Below are 25,608 nucleotides of genomic sequence, written 5' to 3' on the forward strand. Positions count from 1 at the left end.
CACTGGCGCTAGTCGCCAGTTTTGCGTTTATGCATGATGCGCCTATAATGCGAGGCGCTTTTTTATTTTTACAGCTAATTTCGGACGAGTTGAACAGTGGCCAAACAGATCCAAGCGATACGCGGAATGAACGACATTCTGCCAACCCAAAGCCCTTTATGGCAAAAACTAGAAGCAGTGTTACGCGATACCGTTGCTGCCTATGGATATAGCGAAATTCGAACGCCAATTGTTGAAAGTACCGATCTTTTCAAGCGCTCTATCGGCGAAGTAACTGATATTGTTGAAAAAGAGATGTATACCTTTGCCGACCGCAATGGTGATTACTTAACGTTGCGCCCAGAAGGGACTGCGTCAACAGTGCGCGCGGGTAACGAGCATGGTTTGCTGTATAACCAAGAGCAACGTTTATGGTACATGGGGCCCATGTTTCGTCATGAACGTCCGCAAAAAGGACGTTATCGCCAATTCAACCAGTTTGGTGTCGAAGTCTACGGCATAGGCTCTGCCGATGTGGACGCCGAAGTGTTAATGATGTCGGCGCGTCTGTGGCAAAAACTGGGCATTAGCCAGCATGTAAAGCTTGAGCTTAACACCCTTGGCGATCCGGCTGAACGTGCGGTATATCGCGATGCACTTATTGCCTTTCTTGAGCAGTACAAAGAGCAACTGGACGAAGATAGCCAGCGCCGCATGTACACCAATCCACTACGGGTACTGGACACTAAAAACCCAGAGGTACAAGCCTTACTGGTTAATGCGCCAGAATTGATGGATTACCTAGGTGAAGAGACCAAAGCGCATTTTTCACATTTATGTGAACTACTTGACGCTGTTGGTATCCAATACACGATTAACCCTCGCTTAGTCCGTGGTTTAGATTATTATAATCGTACGGTATTTGAGTGGGTTACAGACAGTCTCGGCGCCCAAGGTACCGTACTTGCTGGTGGTCGTTATGATGGCCTTGTTGGCCAGTTAGGTGGCAAAGACACGCCTGCTGTTGGGTTTGCAATGGGGCTTGAGCGCATCGTATTGATGCTAGAAACCCTTGAGTTAACTGACGATGTACGTGGTCCAGTGGATGTGTATGTCACGGCGATGGGGGATAATTGCCGCGTTGAAGCCATTAAGATTGCGCAACAACTACGCGATATCCCGGGACTTAAAGTGATGAGCCATTGTGGTGGCGGTAACTTTAAAAAACAGATGAAGCGCGCCGATAAAAGCGGAGCGACAGTGGCTATCTTGATTGGCGAGAATGAACTGGCGAATGAACAAGTGGCCGTCAAATATCTGCGTGAAGATAAAGAACAACAATTAGTTGCACGTGATGCGTTAGCAACTTACATTGCAGAACTCATTTAAGGGGAAGTTGAACGTGGAAATTTATAGCACAGAAGAACAACAAGTCGATGCTATCAAACAGTTTTGGAAAGATTACGGTAGCTCTATCGTTATCGGTGCCGTTGTCGGTCTCGGTGGCCTCTATGGTTGGAACTACTATTCAGATTATCAAGTGGCACAGTCGCAAGCCGCCTCTGAAGTGTTTCAAACCGTCAGCGCCTCGGTTACCTCTGACACCAGTATGTTAGCCGCCGCAGAAAGTTTTGCTAAAGAGCATGCAGGACAAACAGGCTACCAAGCCTTGCTAGAACTTATTGTCGCTAAGGCGGCAGTTGAAGCCGGCGATTTAGATAAAGCCGAGCAGTCGCTAAAACAAGTCGTTGCGACTCAAGCTGACGAAGGCTTAGTGGCGGTTGCGACTCTGCGTCTTGCCCGTGTGCAGGCCGAACAAGGTCAATTTGCCACGGCTATCGCGACACTAGAGCAAGTGTCAGCGCCCGCGTTCGCGGTACAACGCGACGAGCTAAAAGGTGACTTTTTAGTGCGTCAGGGTGAAGCCGATAAGGCAAAGAGTGCCTACCAGTCTGCCATAGATAATGGCGGCACGACCACTAGCCCAGCGCTTCAGATGAAGCTTGATAACCTGAACAAGGCATAAGGATGCTGCCCATGAAGTCTTGGTGCAAAACGTTACTCGCTTGCGGTCTGAGCATTAGCATGCTGACCGCTTGCTCTTCAAATGATGTCGAAGAGGAACCCGTTAGTCCACTGCCAGAGATCGAGGCTAGCGTATTCCCAGAAGTAAGCTGGAGTACCAATATCGGTAGTGGCGTGGGCGATTACTATTCTGATCTGCGTCCAGCGGTTCGTTACGGTAAGTTGTATGCGGTTGATCGTTATGGGCAAATTTCAGCCTTTGATGAAGCCACTGGTGAAACAGTATGGAGCGTCGATATCAGCGCCTCATTTCGAGATCGCCCATTAGCGAAAAATGATGGTGCCCGTTTAGCGGCTGGCGTTACTGCAGCCAGAAACAAAGTTTTTGTTGGCGGTGAAAGCGGTTTCTTTGCTGCCCTTGACGCCGAAACTGGTGAGATTGTTTGGGATGTGGTCGCAGGTGGTGAGTTACTATCAGCCCCCACAGTTGGTGAAGATGTGGTGGTTGTTAACACCAGTTCAGGCACCCTCGAGGCGTATAATGTCGATGACGGTGAACTGCTGTGGGTGTACAAAAGCAAACTGCCCACATTGACACTGCGCGGCACTGGCTCGGCCATCTATGAGGCCGGTGGTTTCTTTGTGGGAACCGCCGATGGTAAGATTGCCGTTGTCATTAAAAACAATGGTCAAGCCGCATGGGAGCAAGCCATTTATACCCCAAAAGGGGGCAATGAATTTACCCGTATGGCAGACGTTGACATGAAACCACTGATCAGTGGTGAAAACCTGTATGCCGTCAGTTTTAACGGTAATTTAGTCTCGATGGAGCTACGCAGTGGTCGTATCGTATGGAGTCGTAAATACTCCAGCTTTAATGAGCTGGACACCGCAGGGTTAAATCTTTATTTGGTCGATGATCATAGCCGTATTTACGCGGTCGATAAACGCAATGGGTTAGAAAACTGGAGCAACAGTGAGCTGACCAATCGTGATTTGACTTCGCCAGCGGTATACCAAGATTATATCGTCGTGGGTGATTATGAAGGTTACTTACACTTTATCGATCGTACCAGTGGTAAAATAGTCGGTCGTGTTGAAGTGGATAGTTCAGGTTTGTTTAGCCAGCCGCTAGTAATAGATGATAAAATCTATCTACAGACGCGTAATGGCAAGGTTGCTAGAATAACGCTTCCATAAGGCGAGCTTTACAGTTTATGAAGCCCCTGGACGTTAGTTCTGGGGGCTTTTTATTTTAGATGTTTAAAAATGTGTAGATTAGAGGCAAGAAAATGATTCCAGTTGTGGCCCTTGTTGGCCGACCAAACGTAGGTAAGTCGACCCTGTTCAATCGTCTTACGCGCACCAGAGATGCCTTGGTAGCTGACTACCCTGGACTGACTCGGGATCGTAAGTACGGCCGTGCTCATCTGTCAGGTTACGAGTTTATCGTGGTCGACACCGGTGGTATCGACGGCACCGAAGAGGGTATTGAAACCCGCATGGCTGAGCAGTCATTAGCGGCGATTGAAGAAGCCGATGTGGTCCTGTTTCTAACCGATGCACGCGCCGGTTTAACCGCTGCTGATCAGGTGATTGCAGAGCATTTACGTCGCCGCCAAAAAACCACTTTTGTGGTGGCCAATAAAGTCGATGGTATCGATGCTGACTCAGCCTGTGCTGAGTTTTGGGCGCTTGGCTTAGGCGAAGTGTACCAAATGGCTGCCTCACAGGGACGCGGTGTCACCAACATGATTGAGTACGCACTCGCTCCCTATGCAGAAGCGATGGGGCTAACCCGCGACACGGATGAAGAAGCGCCTGAAGATGAGCGTGAATACACCGAAGAAGAAGCGGAGGCCGAGCAAAAACGCCTGCAGGATTTACCCATTAAGCTAGCGATTATCGGTAAACCTAACGTCGGTAAGTCAACGCTAACCAACCGTATTTTGGGTGAAGAGCGCGTTGTGGTTTATGACGAGCCAGGCACCACGCGTGACAGTATCTATATTCCGTTAGAGCGCGACGGTCAAGAATATGTGATCATCGACACCGCAGGTGTGCGTCGTCGCAGTAAGGTGCATGAAACCGTCGAAAAGTTCTCGGTTATTAAAACCTTGAAAGCGGTTGAAGATGCCAACGTGGTATTACTGATTGTGGACGCCCGCGAAGGTATTGCCGAGCAAGATTTAGGGCTATTAGGTTTTGCGTTAAACGCTGGCCGAGCGCTGGTTATCGCGGTAAACAAGTGGGATGGTATCGACCAAGAAGTAAAAGATAGGGTTAAAAGCGAACTTGACCGTCGCCTTGGTTTTATCGATTTTGCACGTATTCACTTTATCTCGGCGCTGCATGGCACAGGTGTTGGTCATCTATTTGAATCGGTACAAGAAGCTTATGAGAGTGCAACGCGCCGCGTCAGTACCTCAATGTTGACTCGTATCATGCAGATGGCGCAAGACGATCACCAGCCACCACTGGTTAACGGTCGTCGCGTTAAGCTTAAATATGCGCATGCTGGTGGTTACAACCCACCTATTGTGGTTATTCACGGTAACCAGGTGAAGAAGTTACCTGACTCATACAAACGCTTTATGATGAACTACTTCCGTCGTTCGCTTAAAGTGATGGGCACGCCAATTCAGGTGCGCTTCCAAGAGGGCGGTAACCCGTTTGAAGGTATGAACAGTAAGAAACTTACTGTTAGCCAAGAGCGTCGCCGTAAGCGTATGATGACGCATATTAAAGATAGTAAGAAGTAGTCTCATCACTTAGATTAACTTGACTTAAGGCCAGCGATTATCGCTGGCCTTTTTGTCGATTGTTTTAACGTTAACCCTCATTAAAAGCAATGATTTGTAGCCCTCAAGCTGCTCGGATACTCTGTTAGTTTTTAGTCATAAGGTTTGCTAAAGCCGCCAGAGTCGATTGCAGATATTGATCATAAACGCATGGGGTGAGTCGTCATCAATTGTGCTGTTTGATGTGAGGTAGCAATTAACGATATAAAGTGAACGATACGAATTCTGCTTGGTTGTTTGCCGTATCTAATAGAATGGTGAAAGGCTGTGTTTGGCTACACTGAAAAGGATAACAAATATTGATAGGCTAGGTGCAGCTTGGTTCTGCAAATGGTTCACGTAAGATATTCAGTGTCAGGTCTTGTATTTCCCTGTGCCAAAATACAAGACCTAGCACCATCAATTTGCCTCACTATGGGATGTGCTTCTTAAGAAAATAGCCCTGACGACAAATAGCGATCGCCTCTATCACAAACAATGGCAACGACAACTGCACCTGGATTATTTTTCGCTATCTCAATAGCGGCAAAAACAGCCCCTCCTGAGCTCACCCCTGCACTAATCCCTTCTTTTTGAGCCAATGCTCGGGCGGTATTTTCTGCCGATTTTTGGTCAATATCCATCACTTCATCAATAGTTGAATCATCATAAATACCCGGCAAGTATTCTTTAGGCCAGCGGCGAATGCCCGGAATGGCGCTACCTTCTGATGGTTGTAGCCCAACAATACAAATGTCTGGGTTTTGAGTTTTAAGATAACGAGATACACCAACTATGGTCCCCGTTGTTCCCATGCTTGATACAAAATGGGTGATCTTGCCTAGACTTTGTTGCCAGATTTCAGGGCCGGTAGAGTGAAAATGTGCATCAGGATTATCTGAGTTATTAAATTGGTCCAGTACAATGCCTTTACCCTCGCGTTGCATTTGCAATGCTAAGTCTCGCGCACCTTCCATTCCTTGCTCTTTAGTGACGAGAATGAGCTCTGCGCCGTAGGCTTGCATTGAATCTTTACGTTCTTGGGTGGCGTTATCCGGCATGATCAAAATCATCTTATAGCCTTTGATCGCTGCCGCCATTGCCAATGCGATCCCCGTGTTGCCACTGGTGGCTTCAATAAGCGTATCACTTGGTTTAATCGTGCCTCTAATTTCAGCCTGAATAATCATATTAAGTGCAGGGCGATCTTTAACTGAACCAGCAGGGTTATTGCCCTCAAGCTTAACCAGTACTGTACTTTGGCTACCAGCAGTAAGCCGTTGCAGTCTGACTAAAGGCGTTTGGCCTACATAAGATTCAATAGTTGGAAATTCAGACACTTGTAACCCTCTGCACTGGTATATATTCAGTCATTATTATGTGTTTCGCAGCGACAGTAACACAAGGTTAATTCACAATAAGTATATAATGTATTGTTTGTTTTTATTCCAAACTGTTCTAGTCGTATCGTTTGATATAATCAAATGATACACATACTCTTGTGACAAAGCATGTCATCTAGGCAAGTGAATTAGGAGTATGAATATAATGAAACGATTGAAGTCAGCGTTTGCAGCCTTGTTAATTGCAGGTTCATTTAATGCATCAGCAGCTACAGAGCAAACTATTCTGAACTCTTCTTACGATATTGCTCGTGAACTGTTCGCAACCTATAACCCGATTTTTGCGAAGCATTGGCAAGAGAAGACAGGTAATAAAATTGAGATTAAACAATCTCACGGTGGCTCTTCTGCTCAAGCTCGTTCAATTCTACAAGGGTTGTCTGCAGACGTAGTCACGTTTAATCAAATTACCGACGTACAGGTATTGCACGATAAAGGCAAACTGATCCCAGCCGACTGGCAAAGCAAATTACCCAATGCGAGCTCGCCTTATTACTCAACTACTGCATTTTTGGTTCGTAAAGGTAACCCTAACAATATTCAGGACTGGGGGGATTTAGCGCGTGAAGGCGTGGCTTCAGTATTCCCTAACCCGAAAACATCAGGTAATGCTCGCTACACATATTTAGCGGCCCTCGGTTACGCACAGAAAACGTTCGGTAAGGATAATGAAGCCAAACAAGATGAGTTCCTAAAGCAGATGCTGGCTAATGTAGCCGTGTTTGATACCGGCGGCCGTGGTGCGACGACGTCATTTGTTGAACGTAAGATTGGTGATGTTTTAATCACGTTTGAGTCTGAAGTGAACAATATTCGTAAACAGTATGGCGAAGGTAACTACGAAGTGGTTGTGCCGAAAACGTCTATCCTAGCTGAGTTTCCTGTCGCTGTTGTTGAGCGTAACGCAAAACGCAACGGTACGACAGAAGTGGCAACAGAGTACCTTTCTTACCTATACAGCGCCGAAGCTCAACGTATGTTGGCAGGCTTTAATTACCGCATCCATGATGAAAAAGTAAAAGCTGAGTTTGCAGATCGCTTCCCGCAAGTAGAGTTACTCACCGTTGAAGACATTGTTGGCGGCTGGGATAACGCGATGAAAACGCAATTTGCCAATGGCGCTAAGCTAGACCAATTGCAACGTCGTTAATCTGCTTTGTCTAAGATATTGTTACTCCTTCGTTTTTATTTGGGGGTGACAATCCACTTTTGATTAGTTATTTGAGGGTTTATGAGCGGATCTCACGCAGTTTCTCGCCCAAAACATCAACGTGTACTTCCAGGTTTTGCCATCAGTTTGGGGGTTTCTTTGCTGTTCATCAGCTTGATCCTCCTACTGCCGGCAACGGGGCTTGTGATGCAAACCAAGGGAATGTCACTTAGCGAGTATTGGTACGTCATTTCTGACCCTCGCCTTGTCGCAAGTTATAAAGTCACCGTTGGCTCGGCATTTGCGGCCTCTTTGTTTAATGGTGTTTTCGGATTATTACTTGCTTGGATTCTGGTTCGATACCAATTTCCCGGTAAGCGGATTTTAGACGCCTTGGTGGATTTGCCATTTGCGCTCCCCACTGCGGTTGCGGGTATTACGCTAGCAACGCTTTATTCGAGCACTGGTTGGCTTGGAAACCTATTAGAAAGTATCGGTATTAAAGTGGCTTACACGCCATTAGGCATTATCGTTGCCATGGCATTTACTAGCATTCCCTTCGTGGTTCGCACCGTTCAACCTGTATTAGAAGAAATCTCTCAAGAGGAAGAGGAAGCTGGGATGACGTTAGGCGCATCTGACTGGGCGGTATTCTGGCGAGTCATTATGCCTTCATTACGTCCGGCGTTATTGGTTGGTGTTGCCCTGTCATTTACCCGGAGCTTAGGCGAATTTGGCGCGGTTATTTTTATTGCCGGGAACATGCCTTATGTGAGTGAAATAACCTCATTAATGATATTTGTTCGCTTGCAGGAGTTTGATTTCCCAGCGGCAAGCGCAATTGCTTCTGTGGTTCTTTTAACCTCACTGTCTTTGCTTCTGATCATTAACTTATGGCAAGGCGCTTATTTACGCCGAATTCACGGTAAGTAAGGGGATATGATGTCGACACCGTCACGGGTTGGTGAGCAGCCGTTAGTCAAATGGAGCTTAATTTCAATAGCATTGTTTTTTGTCACGATTCTTTTGATTATTCCGCTATTAAGTATTTTTCAGCAAGCTTTTGCGAGTGGGCTCGCCACTTATTTTGACAACTTGAGCGAACCCGATACCCTGCATGCGATCGGGCTCACTCTTATCGTGGCATTGCTGACAGTACCGGTTAATTTAGTTTTCGGGGTAATGCTTGCGTGGGCTGTGACTCGGTTTGAGTTTATTGGCCGTAAATTTTTGATCACGTTAATTGATATCCCCTTTGCTGTATCACCTGTTGTTGCTGGCCTTTTGTATCTGCTGTTGTATGGAAGCAATGGCTGGATAGGGGAGTGGTTATATGAACATGATCTACAAGTCATGTTTGCTTGGCCTGGTATCGTGTTAGTGACGGTATTTGTGACCTGTCCGTTTGTGGCGAGAGAACTTATTCCACTCATGCAGCAGCAAGGTCGCTCTGATGAAGAAGCCGCCGTTATTCTTGGCGCTTCATGGTGGCAACTGTTTCGCCGCGTAACCCTGCCAAATATCAAATGGGCTTTGATTTACGGCGTCATTTTAACTAATGCTCGAGCTGTGGGTGAATTTGGCGCCGTTGCCGTAGTGTCTGGAAATATCCGAGGTGAAACCAATACCTTACCCTTACATGTTCAGTTGTTGTATGAGGATTATCAATCTGAAGCAGCCTTTGCTAGCGCATCATTATTGGCGTTTATCGCCTTATTAACCCTGATTTTGAAAGCCTTTGTTGAATGGCGACAAGAACGAAATCATATCAATGAACAAGATCAACAAGGTGAATTATGAGTATCCGTTTAGATAATATTTCCAAGCAATTTGGTAAATTTGAAGCGCTTTCACCGCTCTCTTTAGATATCAACAATGGTGAAATGATAGGTCTTCTAGGCCCTTCAGGCTCAGGTAAAACCACGCTATTACGTATTATCGCTGGATTAGAGAATGCCAATACGGGGACCATTCACTTCGGTGATCATGACGTGACTAATGTTCATGTGCGCGAGCGTCGTGTGGGATTTGTATTTCAAAACTATGCATTATTCCGTCATATGACGGTGGCAGATAATGTCGCGTTTGGTTTGCAAGTGATGGAGCGTGCATTGCGTCCCAGCCCCGCTGAAATGAGTAAACGTGTTAAACAATTATTAGAGATAGTACAACTTGGTCATCTTGCGGCGCGTTATCCAGAGCAGCTTTCTGGTGGTCAAAAGCAACGTATCGCGTTAGCTCGTGCTTTGGCAACTAAACCAGAAGTATTATTGCTCGATGAGCCATTTGGCGCATTGGATGCTAAAGTGCGTAAAGATTTGCGCCGTTGGCTGCGTAATCTGCATGATGAATTAGGCTTTACCAGCGTATTTGTGACTCACGATCAGGATGAAGCATTAGAGCTTTCTGATCGCGTGGTTGTAATGAGTAACGGAAAAATAGAGCAGGTGGATTCTCCTGTAGAGCTTTATGCCCACCCTAATAGCCGCTTTGTGTTTGATTTTTTTGGTAACGTTAATCAATTTAAGGCTAATTGGAATAATAAACACTGGCAAAATGGCAACGCCTTTATTCTGCCTCCGGTGGCTGAAGCGACTCAAAAAAATGGTTATCTCTATGTGCGTAGCCATGAATTGAGTTTATCGAAAAAAGCCAATAGCCAAGCCTCGCTGCCTTGTAAGGTGGTGGCGATTAATCCTGTGGGCGCTGAAGTTCGGGTGGAGTTATCACCTATTGGCTGGGATACAACCGAATTATGGGAAGCGAAATTGACTCATCAAGTTTTAAATGAGCAATCATTTAGCCGTGGCGATGAGGTTTATGCAACGCCCCAAGTTGGGTATTTTTTTGCCGATGGTGTGAGGGGAGAGCCTATTATTTTACGCTGGCCATTTCTTGCTCCAGGCCACTTGATGTTCGATATTTAGGTTTTACTATTGATAAGAAAAAACCCCTTATTTTATAACAGTATATAGGGTAGCGTATCTGTCCCGCGGGGAGTGAATTAAGCCCGCATTAAAATGGTAGCGATTACTTAGGTACGTTGCCATTTTTTAAGTGAAATTTGCCTCACTCCTCGTTATGACAGGAATTTTTCATAATAAATTCGGTATCACTTGGCAAGTTAACAATGGAGTTAATGTCTCGTACAGTATGCAGATACCGTTATAATGTAATTTGATGCATGTTAAGCGGCTTTGCGTGAAAGCGATAATGCATCCCTAGATGCTACCGACCTGACAGGCTGGTAAGTGCAAATCTTCACTTACCTTTTTAGTCTTTCTCTATGGGCAATGGGGTGTTTTCTCGATTTCATCGATGTAGTTCATCACGCTCAGGCCTTCTTAGGTGACACCTTGTTACAAGGCTTAGTGTTTTTCTTGTCTCTTTTAAAACAGACTTGTGCCAACTTCAAGTGACTTTGCCACATCAGCAATGCTATAACCTTGCTCTGGTACCATCAAGACGGCTTCACCTGTAAATGTCTGAAATAACTCTTATGTGTTATTTCAGACTCATATCGACCCATCAAAATACCTGTAAGACATACCGCAAGCCATTGCACAGGTTAAAGGTTAACGCGAAGGTCAGTGATATCGTCAACTACACCACAGTCGAGTGTACTTCACCATCAATAAGCTTTGTGGTTAGCCTATCGCCAGCATTCACATCGGCCACCTTGTGCACCACGCCTCCTTTTGCATCAAGGGTAATACTGTAGCCGCGGCTTAACGTGGCCAGTGGGCTGACGGTCTCAAGCTGATGGGCGGCATAGGCGAGTGCTTTATTGGCATCACTAAGCTGAGTGCGCAGTGCTTTATTGAGCTTTTGATTGAGATAATTCAAGCGGCTCTGCTCTAGTTGTAAGCGGTTGTGGGGCGACTGCTGAGCCAAACGGTGGGCCAACCCTTGGCTGTGCATTGTGAAGCTTGTGAGCCTAGCATTGATGGCAGACTCGAGCCTTAGCTGCATCTCATCGAAACGTTGTTCATACTGCTGCAAGCGCCGCTTAGGATCTTGGCGATGTAACTTGTGTTCTAACTGGTTAAAGCGTTGCTGCTGGGTTAAGCGGTAATGTTGCCAGCCTTGGCGCAGACGATTCATGGCGACGTTGAGTTTGTCGCTTTTACTTATGGCATCATTTGACAGTAACTCTGCGGCCGCTGAGGGGGTCGGTGCTCGTAGGTCGGCAACATAGTCGCTAATGGTGGTGTCCACCTCATGACCCACGGCGGAGACGATGGGCAGGGCACTATTGTAGATGGTATGAGCTAAGGCTTCGCTGTTAAAACACCAGAGATCTTCTAATGAGCCACCGCCGCGAGTCAGCAGTAGGACATCAACTTCATTACGATCGTTGGCCTGCATAATGGCATGGCACAGTGACTTATCGGCGTGTTCACCTTGTACGGCACTGGGATAGATGATCACCTCAATGGACGGATCGCGGCGCTTTAACACATGCAGCACATCCCTTATGGCGGCGCCTGTCGGTGAGGTGATAACCCCAATGCGCTGAATGTAGCTGGGGAGGGGGCGCTTGGTGTCCAGGGCAAATAGTCCTTCGCCAGCCAGTTTCATTTTTAACGCTTCATACTGCTGGGCTAATAAGCCATCGCCGGCAGGAAGCATAGAGTCAATAATAAGTTGGTAGTCGCCTCTAGGTTCGTAAACGCTAATGGCGCCTTTGACCAGCACTTGTTGGCCATTGGCTGGGCGAAAGGTGACGCTGCGGTTTTTACCCTTGAACATCGCCGAGCGGATCTGCGCCTGATTGTCTTTTAAGGTTAAATACCAATGGCCTGAGCTGGGGGCTGAAAAGTTAGATATTTCGGCTTCGAGCCATATCTTGCCTAGTTCACCTTCGAGGAGTTGCCGCACTTCACCGTTGAGGCGTGAAACTGTGTAAACATTATTTTTCGGCATTTTCATGGGCATTTTCATTCTAAAGCGACTTTTTTGCTATTTTCCATTTACCAAGGTCAATATGCAAGGTATAATCTCGCCGCAATATTTTACCTCTTATTTAACCCTCGTGGGGAGATGTTGCCATGCTACGATTGAAAAAAGAAGCGCTAACCTTTGATGATGTTCTACTGGTGCCAGCGCACTCTACTGTACTCCCTAATACAGCTATTCTAAAAACTCGCTTAACTCAAAAAATTGAACTTAATGTGCCGATAGTCTCTGCAGCCATGGATACCGTGACTGAAGCGCGTCTTGCGATTGCGATGGCACAGGAAGGTGGTTTGGGCTTTATTCATAAAAATATGAGTATCGAACAGCAAGCCGAGCAAGTTCGTCAAGTTAAGATTTATGAGGCCGGTATTGTTCAGCAACCTGTGACGGTTACGCCAACAACGACACTTGAGCAGCTTAAAGTGTTAACCGAAAAGAATGGCTTTGCGGGTTACCCTGTGGTGAATGATGCGCACGAGTTAGTGGGTATTATCACCGGCCGTGACGTTCGTTTTATCACAGACTGGAGCCGCACCGTTGATAAGGTGATGACTCCTAAAGAACGCTTAGTGACAGTTCCTGAAGGCACTAAGCTCGATGAAGTGCAAAAACTGATGCATGCTCACCGTGTTGAGAAAGTGTTAGTGGTCGACAGTGAATTTAGACTGAAAGGCCTGATCACGGTTAAAGACTTCCAAAAAGCCGAGCGTAAACCCAATGCCTGTAAGGATGAGTTTGGTCGTTTACGTGTGGGCGCAGCGGTAGGTGCAGGCCCTGGTAATGAAGAGCGTGTCGATGCGCTGGTTAAAGCCGGTATCGATGTACTCTTGATTGACTCATCTCATGGTCATTCAGAAGGGGTTTTACAACGTATTCGTGATACCCGAGCCAAATATCCAGAGCTGCAGATTGTTGGTGGCAATGTGGCGACAGCCGAAGGTGCATTGGCCTTGGTTGATGCTGGTGTTAACGCCGTTAAAGTAGGTATTGGTCCAGGCTCTATCTGCACCACACGTATCGTCACTGGCGTGGGTGTGCCGCAAATTACCGCCGTATCTGATGCTGCCGCTGCCGTTAAGCATTTAGATATTCCTGTGATCGCCGATGGTGGTATTCGTTTCTCTGGCGACTTAGCCAAAGCCTTAGCCGCTGGCGCATCATGCATCATGGCCGGCTCTATGTTTGCCGGTACCGAAGAAGCGCCGGGTGAAACCGAACTTTATAATGGCCGTGCGTACAAGTCATACCGTGGAATGGGCTCTCTTGGCGCCATGACACAAGGTTCATCAGACCGTTATTTCCAAAGCGACAACGCCGCTGACAAGCTGGTACCCGAGGGAATTGAAGGTCGCGTACCTTACAAAGGTAAGCTGAAAGAGATCATCCATCAACACATGGGTGGCTTGCGTTCATGCATGGGCCTCACCGGTTGTCCAACCATTAAAGAGCTCAGCGAAAAAGCCGAATTTGTTAAAGTGACTTCAGCAGGTATGGGCGAGTCCCATGTGCACGATGTGACCATCAGCAAAGAAGCGCCTAACTACCGTAGTGGTTCATAAAAAATGCATTCAGGCAGGGCATCAATATGCTCTGCCGGTGGTTCATTTGATCTGCCGAGATGTTTTTCGGCCAAGCGATAAATTTAAAAGATATAAGGTAAACCATGAGCAATATTCATGATCATAAGATCCTCATTTTAGATTTTGGATCTCAGTACACTCAATTGATTGCCCGCCGTATTCGTGAGATCGGTGTTTATTGTGAACTTTGGGCTTGGGATGTGTCTGAGGCACAAATCAAAGAGTTTGCCCCTAACGGTATTATCCTGGCGGGTGGCCCAGAAAGTGTCACCGAAGCTAACTCACCACGAGCGCCTGAATATGTGTTTAATGCTGGCGTGCCGGTATTAGGCATTTGCTATGGTATGCAAACCATGTCTGAGCAGCTGGGTGGTAAAGTGATTAAAGGCATAGGCGAAGGTGAATTTGGTTATGCCCAAATCGAGGTACAAAACCCATCTAACCTCTTTAAGAGCATCGAAGATGCGGTGAGCGATACTGGTAAGGCTCTGCTGGATGTTTGGATGAGTCATGGTGACAAAGTATCTGAAATCCCTGAGGGTTTTGTCACAGTCGCTAAAACCGATACCTGTCCATTTGCTGCCATGGCGAATGAGGACAAGCAATTTTATGGAGTGCAGTTCCACCCTGAAGTGACGCACACTCGCCAAGGTAAGCGCATGCTAGAGCATTTCGCACTGGAGATTTGTCAGTGTGAAGCTAACTGGAAACCGTCATCAATTATTGAAGACGCGGTTGAGCGCTTAAAGCAGCAGATTGGCGACGATGAAGTGATCTTAGGTCTCTCTGGTGGTGTTGACTCGTCTGTTGTGGCGATGTTGCTGCATCGCGCAATTGGCAAAAAGTTGACCTGTGTATTTGTGGATAACGGCCTGTTGCGTTTGAACGAAGCTGAACAGGTACTCGAGATGTTTGGCGACCACTTCGGGCTCAATATCGTGCATGTCGATGCTGAAAACCGCTTCCTTGACGCCCTTGCCAGCGAAGCTGAGCCAGAAGCTAAGCGTAAAATTATCGGTAAAGTGTTTGTCGATATTTTCGATGAAGAGTCGAAAAAATGCTCTAACGCTAAGTGGTTAGCACAAGGCACCATCTATCCTGATGTGATTGAATCAGCCGGTAGTGCAACCGGTAAGGCACATGTGATCAAGTCGCACCATAACGTTGGCGGTTTGCCTGATGATATGGAGCTAGGCTTAGTTGAACCGCTACGTGAGCTGTTTAAAGATGAAGTACGTAAGATTGGTCTCGAATTAGGCCTACCTTACAACATGTTGTATCGTCATCCGTTCCCAGGCCCAGGTCTTGGTGTACGTGTACTGGGCGAAGTGAAAAAAGAGTACTGTGACCTGTTGCGCCGCGCCGATGCGATTTTCATCGAAGAGTTGCATAAAGCCGACCTATACAACAAAGTCAGCCAAGCCTTTACCGTATTCTTACCGGTACGCTCTGTAGGCGTTATGGGTGATGGTCGTAAATATGATTGGGTGGTATCGCTGCGTGCGGTTGAGACTATCGACTTTATGACAGCACATTGGGCGCACTTACCTTATGATTTCTTAGGTCGCGTATCAAACCGCATTATCAACGAAATCGACGGTATTTCTCGTGTGGTTTATGATATTTCTGGTAAGCCACCTGCGACGATCGAGTGGGAATAGCTTATGCCGAATAGATTGCTAATTTGTTAGTGTATTGACTTGGTGGGGTGCTAGAAATTTCGAAAGCCAACGGTTGATTGAGTTGGCTTTTTAAGTTTTATAAACCATGTTAGGAATTACATCAACTATTACAAAGCGCAGATTGTGAGCTCTGAAGGGACAGACATAAGCGGTGGCAAAGCTACCATTAAATAGAACAGATTTGATGTGTGGGAGCTTTCATATGTCAGAAAGAAAGCAAAAGCGTTATGACGAAAAGTCTCTGCCTATTAAATATAGAGTCGAAGTTATTGATAAAGCGGAAGATATATGCTTTGAGAAACAGTTAAGGGTGTAAGAAACCAGGGGGGCTGTTGATCTTTCATGGTTTTTTTACCGCTGTTTATTGGCTATTTTGGCAAGGCGGAGGTGATGACGTTGAGCATTCTTCACCAATATCTACAACACAGCAAAAATAGCCAACAAGCTCGGCCCTTCGGGTGCTTTTCAATACAGCTATTGTTGCGTTATACGTTTTTCACTTAGCGAGCTAAGCTTCATCGCTCAAGCCTTGCACTAAAAGCATTGAGTTCGAACTGTAGTGGCATAGTCAATTTGGCGACCTAGTTAGAGGTGATATCATCACCTCATAAGTTAACAGGTGACACTATAAAAAAACGTACAAGAAGACTTTTTAGTGCAGAGTTCAAACTTGAATCTGCTCAATTAATGCTAGATCAAAATTACTCAATTGTTGAAGCTTCTCAAGCCATGAATGTAGGCAAATCAACTATGGATAAATGGGTTCGACAATTAAGGGAAGATCGACAAGGTAAGCAACCTAAAGCCTCACCTATATCGCCAGAACAAATTGAAATTCGAGAGTTAAAAAAGAAGCTCGCTCGCCTCCAGGAGCACAACGAAATATTAAAAAAAGCCACAGCTCTGTTGATGTCGGACTCACTGAACAATTCTTAATAATTGAGAAACTTAGGCAGAGCTACAGCATAAAGTTATTATGCGAAGTGTTCAGTATTCATCGTAGTAGTTACAAGTATTGGAGAAAGAGACCAACAACCATTAACGCAGATAAGGTTAAGCTTCGCAGCCTAGTCAGCGAAGTACACACTGCAAGTAATGGGTCGGCAGGTGCTAGAACGATTGCAGATATGGTTAGCCAGCAAGGTGTCTCGCCAAGCCGTTATCGTGCCACTAAGTTGATGAAAGAGCTTGGTATAGTTAGCTGTCAGGTACCTAAGCACTGATACCGAAAAGCTACATTAGAACATATTGAAATTTCTAATCACCTAGGTCGACAATTCGCTGTCATCGCTCGGAATGAAGTCTGGGTTGGTGATGTCACCTACGTGTGGGCTGGTAACCGCTGGATGTACTTAGCTGTTGTGATTGGTCTATTTGCACGTAAAGTCATTGGCTGGCCTATGCCGTTATCACCTGATAGCTGGTTAACTGGCAAAGCGCTTTCGATGGCCTATGAAGGTCGTGGTAAACCTAAAGATGTTATGTTCCATAGCGATCAAGGGACTCACTATACAAGCAGAAGATATCGGCAACTATTATGGTGATACCAGCTCAAACAAAGTTTATCTCGACGTGGGAATTGTTGGGATAATAGTCCTATGGAACGCTTTTTTAGGAGCCTTAATACAGAATGGATACCAACTACAGGGTATCGTAATTTTACTGAAGCGCAGAATGAAATTACACGATACATTATTGGATATTATTGTCAGCTTCGCCCACATCAATATAACGGCGGGCTGACGCCCAATGAGTCAGAACGATTGTTCTGGTTAAACTCTAAGACTGTGGCCAATATTTCTTGACCACTACAGAGCAACGTTTGAACACGGCAATGTGTTCTCTAAGGAATTCAAAGTGGCAATTGAAAAATATTCGAAACCATCGACATTCTACCTATCTTCGAAGAAGGATTTTTTCTCAAGCAATGAACCTCTGCTTAAGAAGGCTATAGAGCAAAATCAACTTTATGCTAATCAACCTAAAAGGGCTTGTTGTAAAATATGCCAAAGTAGACTTGTCGGAGATGTGGATTTTTCCTCGCACGGCGTTGGATACATTTTTTGTGAAAAATGTAATCACTTAAATGGGAGCTATGATGATACGCAATCTTTCGTTGAAAAAATGTATATGTCGGAAGACGGTAAGGAATATGCATCCAACTACTTAGATGAAAATTTTGAGAAGCGAGCAATAGAGGTTTATGTGCCTAAAGTGGATTTCCTCATAACCACGTTGCCTCCCAAAAAATATAAGATACTAGATGTTGGGTGTGGAAGTGGTTATTTTGTACTTGCGTCACTGTTGCGAAATTTGTCAGCCGAAGGACTAGATGTGAGCAGAACAATGGTTGAGTTTGGTAATTCGCAAATTCGTCACCATTGCGATTCCGCTCCATTGAAGTCTGTTGATGAAGTGGCATTTTTTGATGAGATTAAAAACACTGATGCAGATGTTATTTCCGCTATAGGCGTTATTGAGCATTTGAGAGAGCCTCAGAAGTTTTTTGAGGCATTTAGAGAGAGTGCTTCGAATTACTTGTATTATTCAGTTCCTATGTTTTCGTTATCTGTCGCATTAGAAAATGTTTTTTCCAATGTATTTCCACGCCAACTGTCTGGTGGGCATACCCATCTCTTCACTGAAGAATCAATTATTGAGATGAATAAAATTATGGATGTATCTTCGATAGGTGAATGGAGATTTGGCACTGATATTATGGACTTGTATAGGAACTTAACGGTTAATCTTCAATCGAATGGTGTATCTCAAAAAATGGTTGATTACGTGTATAAAGGCTTCGGTTCTAAGATAGATGCTATTCAACATATATTGGACTCCAACCATTCTTGTTCAGAAATCCACGTTGTTGCTGTTAAAAACTCGGGTGTTTGAAAGTCACATTCGCTTTTGTTAATGAATTCATAACATTGGTTTTTAGTAGTAACTTCCCCCTTGCTGATGAAGTAAGTTGTTGTAAATAGAGAAAGGGAATCAATGAATTATGTCGATGCTGTTATCTGGTGGGGATAACCTTCCTGCATTCAATTAAACAGAGGGGCATAGCAATATGCCCCTTTTTTTATGGGCGCCGTGTGGTCAATCTGTATCGGCGTGGTTAGCGGTCGCCGATGCTCACCTCGTTGATTATCTAGCGTATCGATTAGGAATTTATGTCAATGTGATGGCGATTAACGTGAGTTAATTGGCTTGCAGATAATAAGCTGCAACCATCATGTGTCACTTTGGGATAAACTATTGGCATTGGGCTGTGTTTGGGGAGAACGTCACTTGTCTCAGATAGTGAAAGACGAGCAACAAGAGCAAGATATTCAGTTTATGCGCCATGCGCTGGCGTTAGCCGCAAAGGCCGAAGCGGCGGGGGAGGTGCCTGTGGGGGCGCTGTTGGTGAAAGAGGGCAAGATCCTTGCAGAAGGGTTTAATCTTAATATCGGTCAGCATGATGCCAGCGCCCATGCAGAAATGCTGTGCATTCGCGCTGCGGGTCAGGTGATTGAAAATTACCGTTTGCTCGATACTACTTTGTATGTGACGTTAGAGCCTTGTGCCATGTGCGCCGCGGCGATGGTGCATGCCAGGGTGTCGCGTGTGGTATTTGGCGCGGCCGATCCTAAAACTGGGGCAGCGGGTAGCGTGTTGGATTTACTGCGTTTTAGTGCGTTTAATCATCAGTTGGAGGTCACCTCTGGGGTGTTAGCCGATGAATGCGCGACCCAGTTGAGTGCTTTTTTTCGTCGTCGCAGACAAGAGAAAAAGGCGATAAAGCAGGCTTTAAAACAACAAGGGCTTACTGAGTAAGCCCTTGTTGGTGTTAATCGATACAGGTTTCGCTGTTTTGTCTGATAAAAGTAAAAAACTTCTTTTGACGATTGAGCGTTTTTTGATGTTTAACTTTTATCTGTGTTCGACGTCGAGACGTTAAGTTATTTAGAGATTTTCTTTTCACCGTTAAGCTCCTTTTGATGCTGAACGCAGCCTTTGCTGCCGATGATGACACGCTTTTATGACAGCATTATGACCCTTACTTATTGCGCTGGAGCGGCACCTAAGCTTTGGGGTGTCTCGGGCTCTGTTTCGACCTCGGTCTTGTCGGCTGTCTGCTGAAGATTATCCTCAAAGCTATCTTGGAGTTGCTGGTTCTGATTGTCTATCCACACCAACGTATCATAGTAACGACGGATATTATCAACATAATGGACAGCCTCGCTACCACGAGCATAACCATAGCGTGTCTGCTTATAATATTTGCGTTTTTGCAACAAGGGAAGCACTTGTTTCACATCGCGCCAAGCACTGGGATTGAGCCCCATTGACTCGGCTAATTTACGTGCATCCTCCACATGCCCATAGCCAATATTATAAGAGGCAAGGGCAAACCACATACGTTGATTTTCCGGTATAGACTCGGGGAGTCGCTCCAGAATATCGTTAAGGTATTTAGCGCCGCCTTTAATACTTTGCTCTGGGTCTAAGCGATTGCTGATCCCAACCTGTTTAGCCGTCGGCAGGGTAAGCATCATTAACCCGCGCACGCCTGTAGGAGAGCGAGCATTGGGATTCCAGTGCGACTCTTGGTAAGCCGTTGCTGCCAGTTTACGCCAATCGATATTGCCTGCGTATTGTTGAAATTGTTTCTGGTACTTAGGCAATTTTGTGTCGATGGCGCGTAAAAAAGCGCGGGTATCGACATAATCGAATCGTTTAACGTGCGCAAAATACTTTTCATTTAAATGATCTAGGGTGCCAAGGCGTTGTTGTTCATGCCAAAAGCTCAACAGCTGGCTCATTAGCCGATCACTATTATTGGGCGGCAGCAGCCAGACGACGGCTTGCTCCTCCAGCAGCACAGGGCCAGCCCTGAGTTCTGGCATATAGCGACGATTGATCTCGAACGTTGTCGAGTCGGCAATCGTGTAGCGAATTTCATCGCGAGCTATCATAGCCAACAGCTCTTCGCTGTCCTTATCGTTATGTTGATTCCAGATCAACTCGGGGTAGAGTTTTTGTAAGTTGGCTAAGGTTTCAATAAACGATGAATCGGCAATCACATTGATATTGTCATCAAGCTGACTGATATCCGCTGGGTACCTTTCCCCTTGTTTAAACACCAAAACTTGATTGACATAATATAGCGGCGGTCCGATCCTAAAGCGCTCGCGGCGCTGCTGAGTATCGCTCAAACCGGCCGCAATGAGATCCACCTCTCCTTGTTGCAATGCATCATAGAGTTCGGCAATGGTTGCGTAAGGTCGCATATTAAGGGTTAAGCCTAAGTGCTCGGCAAAGCGCTCAGCCATCTCGTAATCAAAGCCTGCGGTGCCTTGGCCCGTGGTCACATAGACCTGCGCGCCATAAAGGGTGCCAACATTGAGTTGGGTTTTTACTTCCACTGGCGTAGGCACTTTTGTTGCGTCCACAGCGCTTGGCTGACAGGCAGTCAGTAATAGCAAGCAGCAAAGAATCAACAAAAGATGTCGCATTAATGTCCCCCGTAAATCATGTTGTTTGTCATAGGATTATCCCTAGAGCCTGTTTATTGGTTGAGATGGTATGTCGTCAATCTCAATGGGTCGAGTGCTAGGTCAAATCTTGTGATGCGCTGTGATGTCAGTGTGATAGTGCCAATGAATAAACCCACTGCGCGTCACTGAGCAATAAGCCTATTGAGAAGCGCCCTCAATTGCCCTTGTTACTGCGTAATGACTGGTATAACAGCATTGCAATACGCGGTAATCATATGTTTGAAAGCGAACAGGGTGTTAATTATATCATAAGGATATAAAACTCAATAACAGCCAAGTTTTTACTGGTATATGGCTGATTAATTGGGTGATTCCAGTTCACTCTCCAATGGTGGTGCATTATTTTACTGCCGGCATATTGCCCTATTCCCCCCCCTAAGTATGGTGATATTTTCTATTTTCAAGTCAGTTTTTTTATCACGTAATGCAGTTTTCGCATTACAGGGCTAATAAACTTAATGAAACAGGCTTTTGACGCTATAAGCCTGATGATTTGTGCACCGTATTTCCCTATAATAGCGCCAGATCTGACCCTGCAATTATAATTAATAAGGTGAAAAGACGTGATGGAGATCATCCGCGGAGCCCCTGCATTATCAGCGTTTAGAGTGCAAAAATTAATGGAAGCTTGTGATAATGCAGCTTTGCCCATTAACAATATCTACGCCGAGTTTGTACATTTAGCCGATTTAACCGCTACGCTAGATGCTAGCGAAACCCAACAGCTAGCCAAGTTACTGACCTATGGACCCGCTATCGAAGCACACGCTCCACAAGGTACCCTCTACTTTGTTACTCCCCGTCCAGGCACCATCTCTCCATGGTCATCAAAAGCCACAGACATCGCACACAATTGTGGTTTACACAAAGTTAAACGTTTAGAGCGTGGTATAGCCTATTACGTCCAAGGCGATAACCTTAACGATGAGCAGCAAAAGCAGTTAAACCAACTATTACATGACCGCATGGTCGAAGTGATGCTCACTGATTTTGAGCAAGCAGCTAGCTTGTTTGCCCGCACCGCGCCTGCCAAAGTCACCAGTGTGAATATTCTCGGTGAGGGCAAACGCGCGCTCGAGCAAGCCAATATCGAGCTAGGGCTCGCGCTAGCGGCCGATGAGATAGATTACTTAGTCGACAACTTTGTCCGTCTTAATCGTAATCCAAATGACGTTGAGCTGATGATGTTTGCACAAGCGAACTCTGAGCACTGCCGACATAAAATCTTTAATGCCGATTGGACTATCGACGGCGAAGTTCAGCCTAAATCGCTGTTCAAAATGATTAAAAACACCTTCGAAAAGACGCCTGATCATGTGTTGTCCGCCTATAAAGATAACGCCGCCGTGATGGAAGGTTCGGTGGCTGGGCGTTTCTTCCCTGAGCAAAATGGGGTGTATGCCTACCATACAGAACCTATGCATGTGTTGATGAAGGTGGAAACCCACAATCACCCCACGGCGATTAGTCCATACCCAGGTGCGGCAACTGGCTCGGGCGGTGAAATTCGTGACGAAGGTGCCACTGGCCGCGGCTCTAAGCCTAAAGCGGGCTTAACCGGTTTTAGTGTTTCTAACCTTAAGATCCCAGGTTTCGTGCAACCTTGGGAAGGTGATTATGGTAAGCCGGATCGCATCGTCACCGCGCTCGATATCATGACCGAAGGCCCATTAGGTGGAGCGGCCTTCAATAACGAATTCGGTCGCCCGGCATTAGTGGGTTACTTCCGCACCTATGAACAGCAAGTCTCTAGCCATAATGGTGTTGAGGTGCGTGGTTACCATAAGCCCATTATGCTGGCGGGTGGTTTGGGTAATATCCGCGAAGAACATGTACAAAAAGGTGAAATAACCGTTGGTGCCAAGCTGATTGTGTTAGGTGGCCCAGCGATGAATATCGGTTTGGGCGGCGGCGCGGCATCATCTATGGCCTCGGGTCAGTCTAGCGAAGACTTAGACTTTGCTTCTGTGCAGCGTGAAAACCCAGAGATGGAGCGTCGTTGCCAAGAGGTGATCGATCGCTGCTGGCAGATGGGTGATGACAATCCGATTCAGTTTATTCACGATGTCGGCGCTGGTGGTTTATCTAACGCTTTCCCTGAGCTAGTTAACGATGGTGAGCGCGGCGGTAAATTTGAACTGCGTAATGTGCCATCTGATGAACCCGGCATGAGCCCATTAGAGATCTGGTGCAACGAGTCGCAAGAGCGTTATGTGATGTCAGTTGCGCCCGAAAATCTAGCGGTATTTACCGCGATTTGTGAGCGTGAACGCGCGCCATTTGCCGTGGTCGGTGAGGCGACACAGGAGCGGCATTTATCGCTGTCTGACAGCCACTTTGACAATATGCCTATCGACTTACCTTTAGATGTATTGCTAGGTAAAGCGCCTAAAATGAGCCGCGATGTGGTATCACAAAAAGCGCAGTCTCCAGCGTTAGATCAGGGTGCTATCGATTTGAAAGAGGCGGTGCAACGTGTACTACGTTTACCCACAGTGGCGGAAAAAACCTTCCTTATTACCATAGGCGACCGCACTGTTACTGGTTTAGTGAATCGCGATCAGATGGTGGGGCCTTGGCAGGTACCCGTGGCTGATTGTGCGGTGACAGCGTCGAGTTTCGACACTTACGCCGGTGAAGCCATGTCGATTGGTGAGCGCACGCCGCTGGCCTTATTAGACTTTGGCGCTTCGGCTCGCATGGCTGTGGCCGAGTCTATTATGAACATTGCCGGTACCGATATTGGCTCGTTCAAGCGCATTAAACTGTCGGCTAACTGGATGTCGGCTGCCGGTCATCCTGGTGAGGATGCAGGCCTTTACGAAGCGGTTAAGGCCGTGGGTGAGCAGCTGTGTCCTGAGCTTGATTTAACCATTCCGGTCGGCAAAGACTCTATGTCGATGAAGACCGCTTGGCAAGATGATGGCGTCGATAAAGCGGTAACCTCGCCGATGTCACTGGTGATCACCGCCTTTGGTGTCGTACAAGATATTCGTAACACGGTAACGCCTGAGCTGCGCAGCGATAAAGGTGAGACCGAGTTACTGCTGGTGGATTTGAGTGCCGGAAATCAGCGTCTGGGTGGATCTTGCTTAGCGCAAGTCTATAGCCAGCTTGGTGATGTGGCGCCGGATCTCAATGATGCTGCGCTGCTGCGTGGTTTCTTCGAAGTGACCCAAAAACTGGTTGCAGAAAAAGCGATTATTGCCTATCACGACCGCAGCGATGGTGGGTTATTGACGACCTTAGTCGAGATGGCGTTTGCGGGTAATACTGGACTTGAGGTTAATCTTGAGGCCTTGAGCGGAACTCACGTTGAGCGTTTGTTTAACGAAGAGCTGGGCGCCGTTATTCAAGTGAGTGCATCTGATGCCAGTGCCATTAAGGCGCAGTATCAGGCTGCTGGCGTGGCGTGTGTCAGCGTCGCTAAACCTGTGGCTGGTGATGATATTGTTATTTGTGACGGCGCGAGTGAAGTATTACGTGAGTCGCGCACCGAGCTGAGAACTATCTGGGCTGAAACCACCTATCGCATGCAAGCTTTGCGTGACAACCCTGAATGCGCCCTAGAAGAGTTCGAGCTTAAGCAAGTGGCCGATGCTCCGGGTTTGACCGTGGATCTGACCTTTAATCCAAGCGAAGATATCGCAGCACCTTATATTCTTAAAGGCGCTGCGCCTAAGATGGCGATCTTGCGTGAGCAGGGCGTTAACTCACACCTAGAGATGGCGGCCGCGTTTGATAGAGCCGGTTTCGAAAGCCGTGACGTGCATATGTCGGATATCTTGTCAGGTCGAATTGGCCTTGAAGAGTTCCAAGGCCTAGCGGCTTGTGGTGGCTTCTCATACGGTGACGTATTGGGCGCAGGTGAAGGTTGGGCTAAATCGATTCTGTTTAATGCCCGCGCGCGTGAGCAGTTTAGCCGTTTCTTTGAGCGTCAAGATAGCTTTGCACTTGGCGTCTGTAACGGTTGTCAGATGTTATCTAACTTAAAAGATATCATTCCAGGTACTGAGCACTGGCCGCACTTTGTGCGTAACCGTTCTGAGCGTTTTGAAGCTCGCTTTAGTTTGGTTGAAGTGCAGCAGAGCCCGTCGTTGTTCTTTGAGGGGATGCAAGGATCGCGTATGCCGATTGCCGTATCCCATGGAGAAGGTCGCGCCGAGTTTGCTTCGCCTGCTGCCCTAGCTGCAGCGGAAGCTTCTGGCACCATCGCCCTACGTTTTGTTGACGGCCATGGGCAGATTGCCACTCAGTATCCAGAAAACCCCAATGGGTCTCCTAACGCTTTAACAGGGATCTGTAGCACTGATGGCCGCGTAACTATCATGATGCCACACCCTGAGCGAGTGTTTAGAACCGTGGCAAATTCATGGCATCCTGATGAATGGGGTGAAGATAGCCCTTGGATGAGAATGTTTAGAAATGCCAGAGCTAAATTAGGTTAACATGAACTGTTAGTGCTTGTTTAGTGACAAAAAAGGCCTCGAAATTTCGAGGCCTTTTT

17 protein-coding genes and 1 pseudogene are annotated in these 25,608 nt (G+C 46.5%); 15 read left to right on the forward strand and 3 right to left on the reverse strand.

Annotated elements, in window-relative coordinates:
* The first annotated feature begins 96 nt into the window (after positions 1-96).
* The 4 genes from hisS to der all read left to right on the forward strand — a co-directional run bounded on the left by hisS (position 97) and on the right by der (position 4,766).
* Complete coding sequence (hisS, locus tag DVO77_RS04190) at positions 97-1,368, forward strand: histidine--tRNA ligase (RefSeq protein WP_110456435.1); 1,272 nt, start codon at positions 97-99, stop codon at positions 1,366-1,368.
* A gap of 13 nt (positions 1,369-1,381) precedes the next feature.
* Complete coding sequence (locus DVO77_RS04195; protein WP_119977448.1) at positions 1,382-2,005, forward strand: YfgM family protein; 624 nt, start codon at positions 1,382-1,384, stop codon at positions 2,003-2,005.
* 11 nt (positions 2,006-2,016) lie between these two features.
* On the forward strand, positions 2,017-3,204 hold the full coding sequence (gene bamB / locus DVO77_RS04200) for an outer membrane protein assembly factor BamB (protein WP_110456790.1): 1,188 nt from the start codon (positions 2,017-2,019) through the stop codon (positions 3,202-3,204).
* Between the two features lie 92 nt (positions 3,205-3,296).
* Positions 3,297-4,766, forward strand: a complete 1,470-nt coding sequence (gene der, locus DVO77_RS04205; protein WP_110456433.1) for a ribosome biogenesis GTPase Der — start codon at positions 3,297-3,299, stop codon at positions 4,764-4,766.
* A 467-nt stretch (positions 4,767-5,233) separates the two neighbouring features.
* Here the strand turns inward: der and cysM are convergent, their stop codons facing one another.
* The gene (gene cysM / locus DVO77_RS04210; RefSeq protein WP_110456432.1) at positions 5,234-6,124 is read right to left on the reverse strand and encodes a cysteine synthase CysM; all 891 of its coding nucleotides are present in this window, start codon (positions 6,122-6,124) and stop codon (positions 5,234-5,236) included.
* A 208-nt stretch (positions 6,125-6,332) separates the two neighbouring features.
* Here cysM and cysP point away from each other — a divergent pair, with 208 nt between their 5' ends.
* The 4 genes from cysP to DVO77_RS04230 all read left to right on the forward strand — a co-directional run bounded on the left by cysP (position 6,333) and on the right by DVO77_RS04230 (position 10,264).
* The gene (cysP, locus tag DVO77_RS04215) at positions 6,333-7,337 is read left to right on the forward strand and encodes a thiosulfate ABC transporter substrate-binding protein CysP (RefSeq protein WP_119977449.1); all 1,005 of its coding nucleotides are present in this window, start codon (positions 6,333-6,335) and stop codon (positions 7,335-7,337) included.
* A gap of 81 nt (positions 7,338-7,418) precedes the next feature.
* Positions 7,419-8,270 carry a sulfate/thiosulfate ABC transporter permease CysT gene (cysT, locus tag DVO77_RS04220; protein WP_119977450.1) on the forward strand — a complete coding sequence of 284 codons (852 nt, stop codon included), beginning with the start codon at positions 7,419-7,421 and terminating at the stop codon, positions 8,268-8,270.
* Positions 8,271-8,276: 6 nt separating this feature from the next.
* Positions 8,277-9,137 (forward strand): sulfate ABC transporter permease subunit CysW, encoded by an 861-nt coding sequence (gene cysW, locus DVO77_RS04225; RefSeq protein WP_110456429.1) that lies wholly within the window; start codon positions 8,277-8,279, stop codon positions 9,135-9,137.
* Positions 9,134-10,264: a sulfate/molybdate ABC transporter ATP-binding protein gene (locus DVO77_RS04230; protein WP_119977451.1), complete on the forward strand. Its 1,131-nt coding sequence runs from the start codon at positions 9,134-9,136 to the stop codon at positions 10,262-10,264. The genes cysW and DVO77_RS04230 overlap by 4 nt, the downstream gene beginning before the upstream one ends.
* Positions 10,265-10,940: 676 nt before the next feature.
* Here the strand turns inward: DVO77_RS04230 and xseA are convergent.
* Positions 10,941-12,269 (reverse strand): exodeoxyribonuclease VII large subunit, encoded by a 1,329-nt coding sequence (xseA, locus tag DVO77_RS04235; RefSeq protein ID WP_119977452.1) that lies wholly within the window; start codon positions 12,267-12,269, stop codon positions 10,941-10,943.
* Positions 12,270-12,388: 119 nt separating this feature from the next.
* On the opposite strand from xseA, the gene guaB reads away from it, so the two are divergent.
* The 6 genes and pseudogenes from guaB (at position 12,389) to tadA (ending at position 19,377) form a co-directional block, all read left to right on the forward strand.
* Positions 12,389-13,855, forward strand: a complete 1,467-nt coding sequence (gene guaB, locus DVO77_RS04240; RefSeq protein WP_110456426.1) for an IMP dehydrogenase — start codon at positions 12,389-12,391, stop codon at positions 13,853-13,855.
* 104 nt (positions 13,856-13,959) lie between these two features.
* The gene (guaA, locus tag DVO77_RS04245; protein WP_110456425.1) at positions 13,960-15,537 is read left to right on the forward strand and encodes a glutamine-hydrolyzing GMP synthase; all 1,578 of its coding nucleotides are present in this window, start codon (positions 13,960-13,962) and stop codon (positions 15,535-15,537) included.
* A gap of 648 nt (positions 15,538-16,185) precedes the next feature.
* Positions 16,186-17,363 (forward strand): annotated as a pseudogene (locus DVO77_RS04250) (IS3 family transposase).
* Positions 17,364-17,415: 52 nt separating this feature from the next.
* Positions 17,416-18,453 carry a class I SAM-dependent methyltransferase gene (locus tag DVO77_RS04255; protein WP_119977453.1) on the forward strand — a complete coding sequence of 346 codons (1,038 nt, stop codon included), beginning with the start codon at positions 17,416-17,418 and terminating at the stop codon, positions 18,451-18,453.
* Positions 18,454-18,628: 175 nt separating this feature from the next.
* On the forward strand, positions 18,629-18,763 hold the full coding sequence (locus tag DVO77_RS19350; protein ID WP_259650880.1) for a hypothetical protein: 135 nt from the start codon (positions 18,629-18,631) through the stop codon (positions 18,761-18,763).
* A 95-nt stretch (positions 18,764-18,858) separates the two neighbouring features.
* Entirely contained in the window at positions 18,859-19,377 is a 519-nt protein-coding gene (gene tadA / locus DVO77_RS04260) for a tRNA adenosine(34) deaminase TadA (protein WP_373317380.1), read from the forward strand.
* A gap of 227 nt (positions 19,378-19,604) precedes the next feature.
* On the opposite strand, the gene mltF is transcribed toward tadA, so the two are convergent.
* Entirely contained in the window at positions 19,605-21,059 is a 1,455-nt protein-coding gene (mltF, locus tag DVO77_RS04265) for a membrane-bound lytic murein transglycosylase MltF (protein ID WP_119977455.1), read from the reverse strand.
* A 608-nt stretch (positions 21,060-21,667) separates the two neighbouring features.
* Between mltF and purL the strand changes: the two genes are divergently transcribed.
* Positions 21,668-25,549, forward strand: coding sequence for a phosphoribosylformylglycinamidine synthase (gene purL, locus DVO77_RS04270; RefSeq protein ID WP_119977456.1), 3,882 nt, complete (start codon positions 21,668-21,670; stop codon positions 25,547-25,549).
* The last annotated feature ends 59 nt before the right edge of the window (positions 25,550-25,608 follow it).

This window comes from Shewanella algidipiscicola, from assembly GCF_003605125.1.
Taxonomy (GTDB): Bacteria; Pseudomonadota; Gammaproteobacteria; order Enterobacterales; family Shewanellaceae; genus Shewanella; species Shewanella algidipiscicola.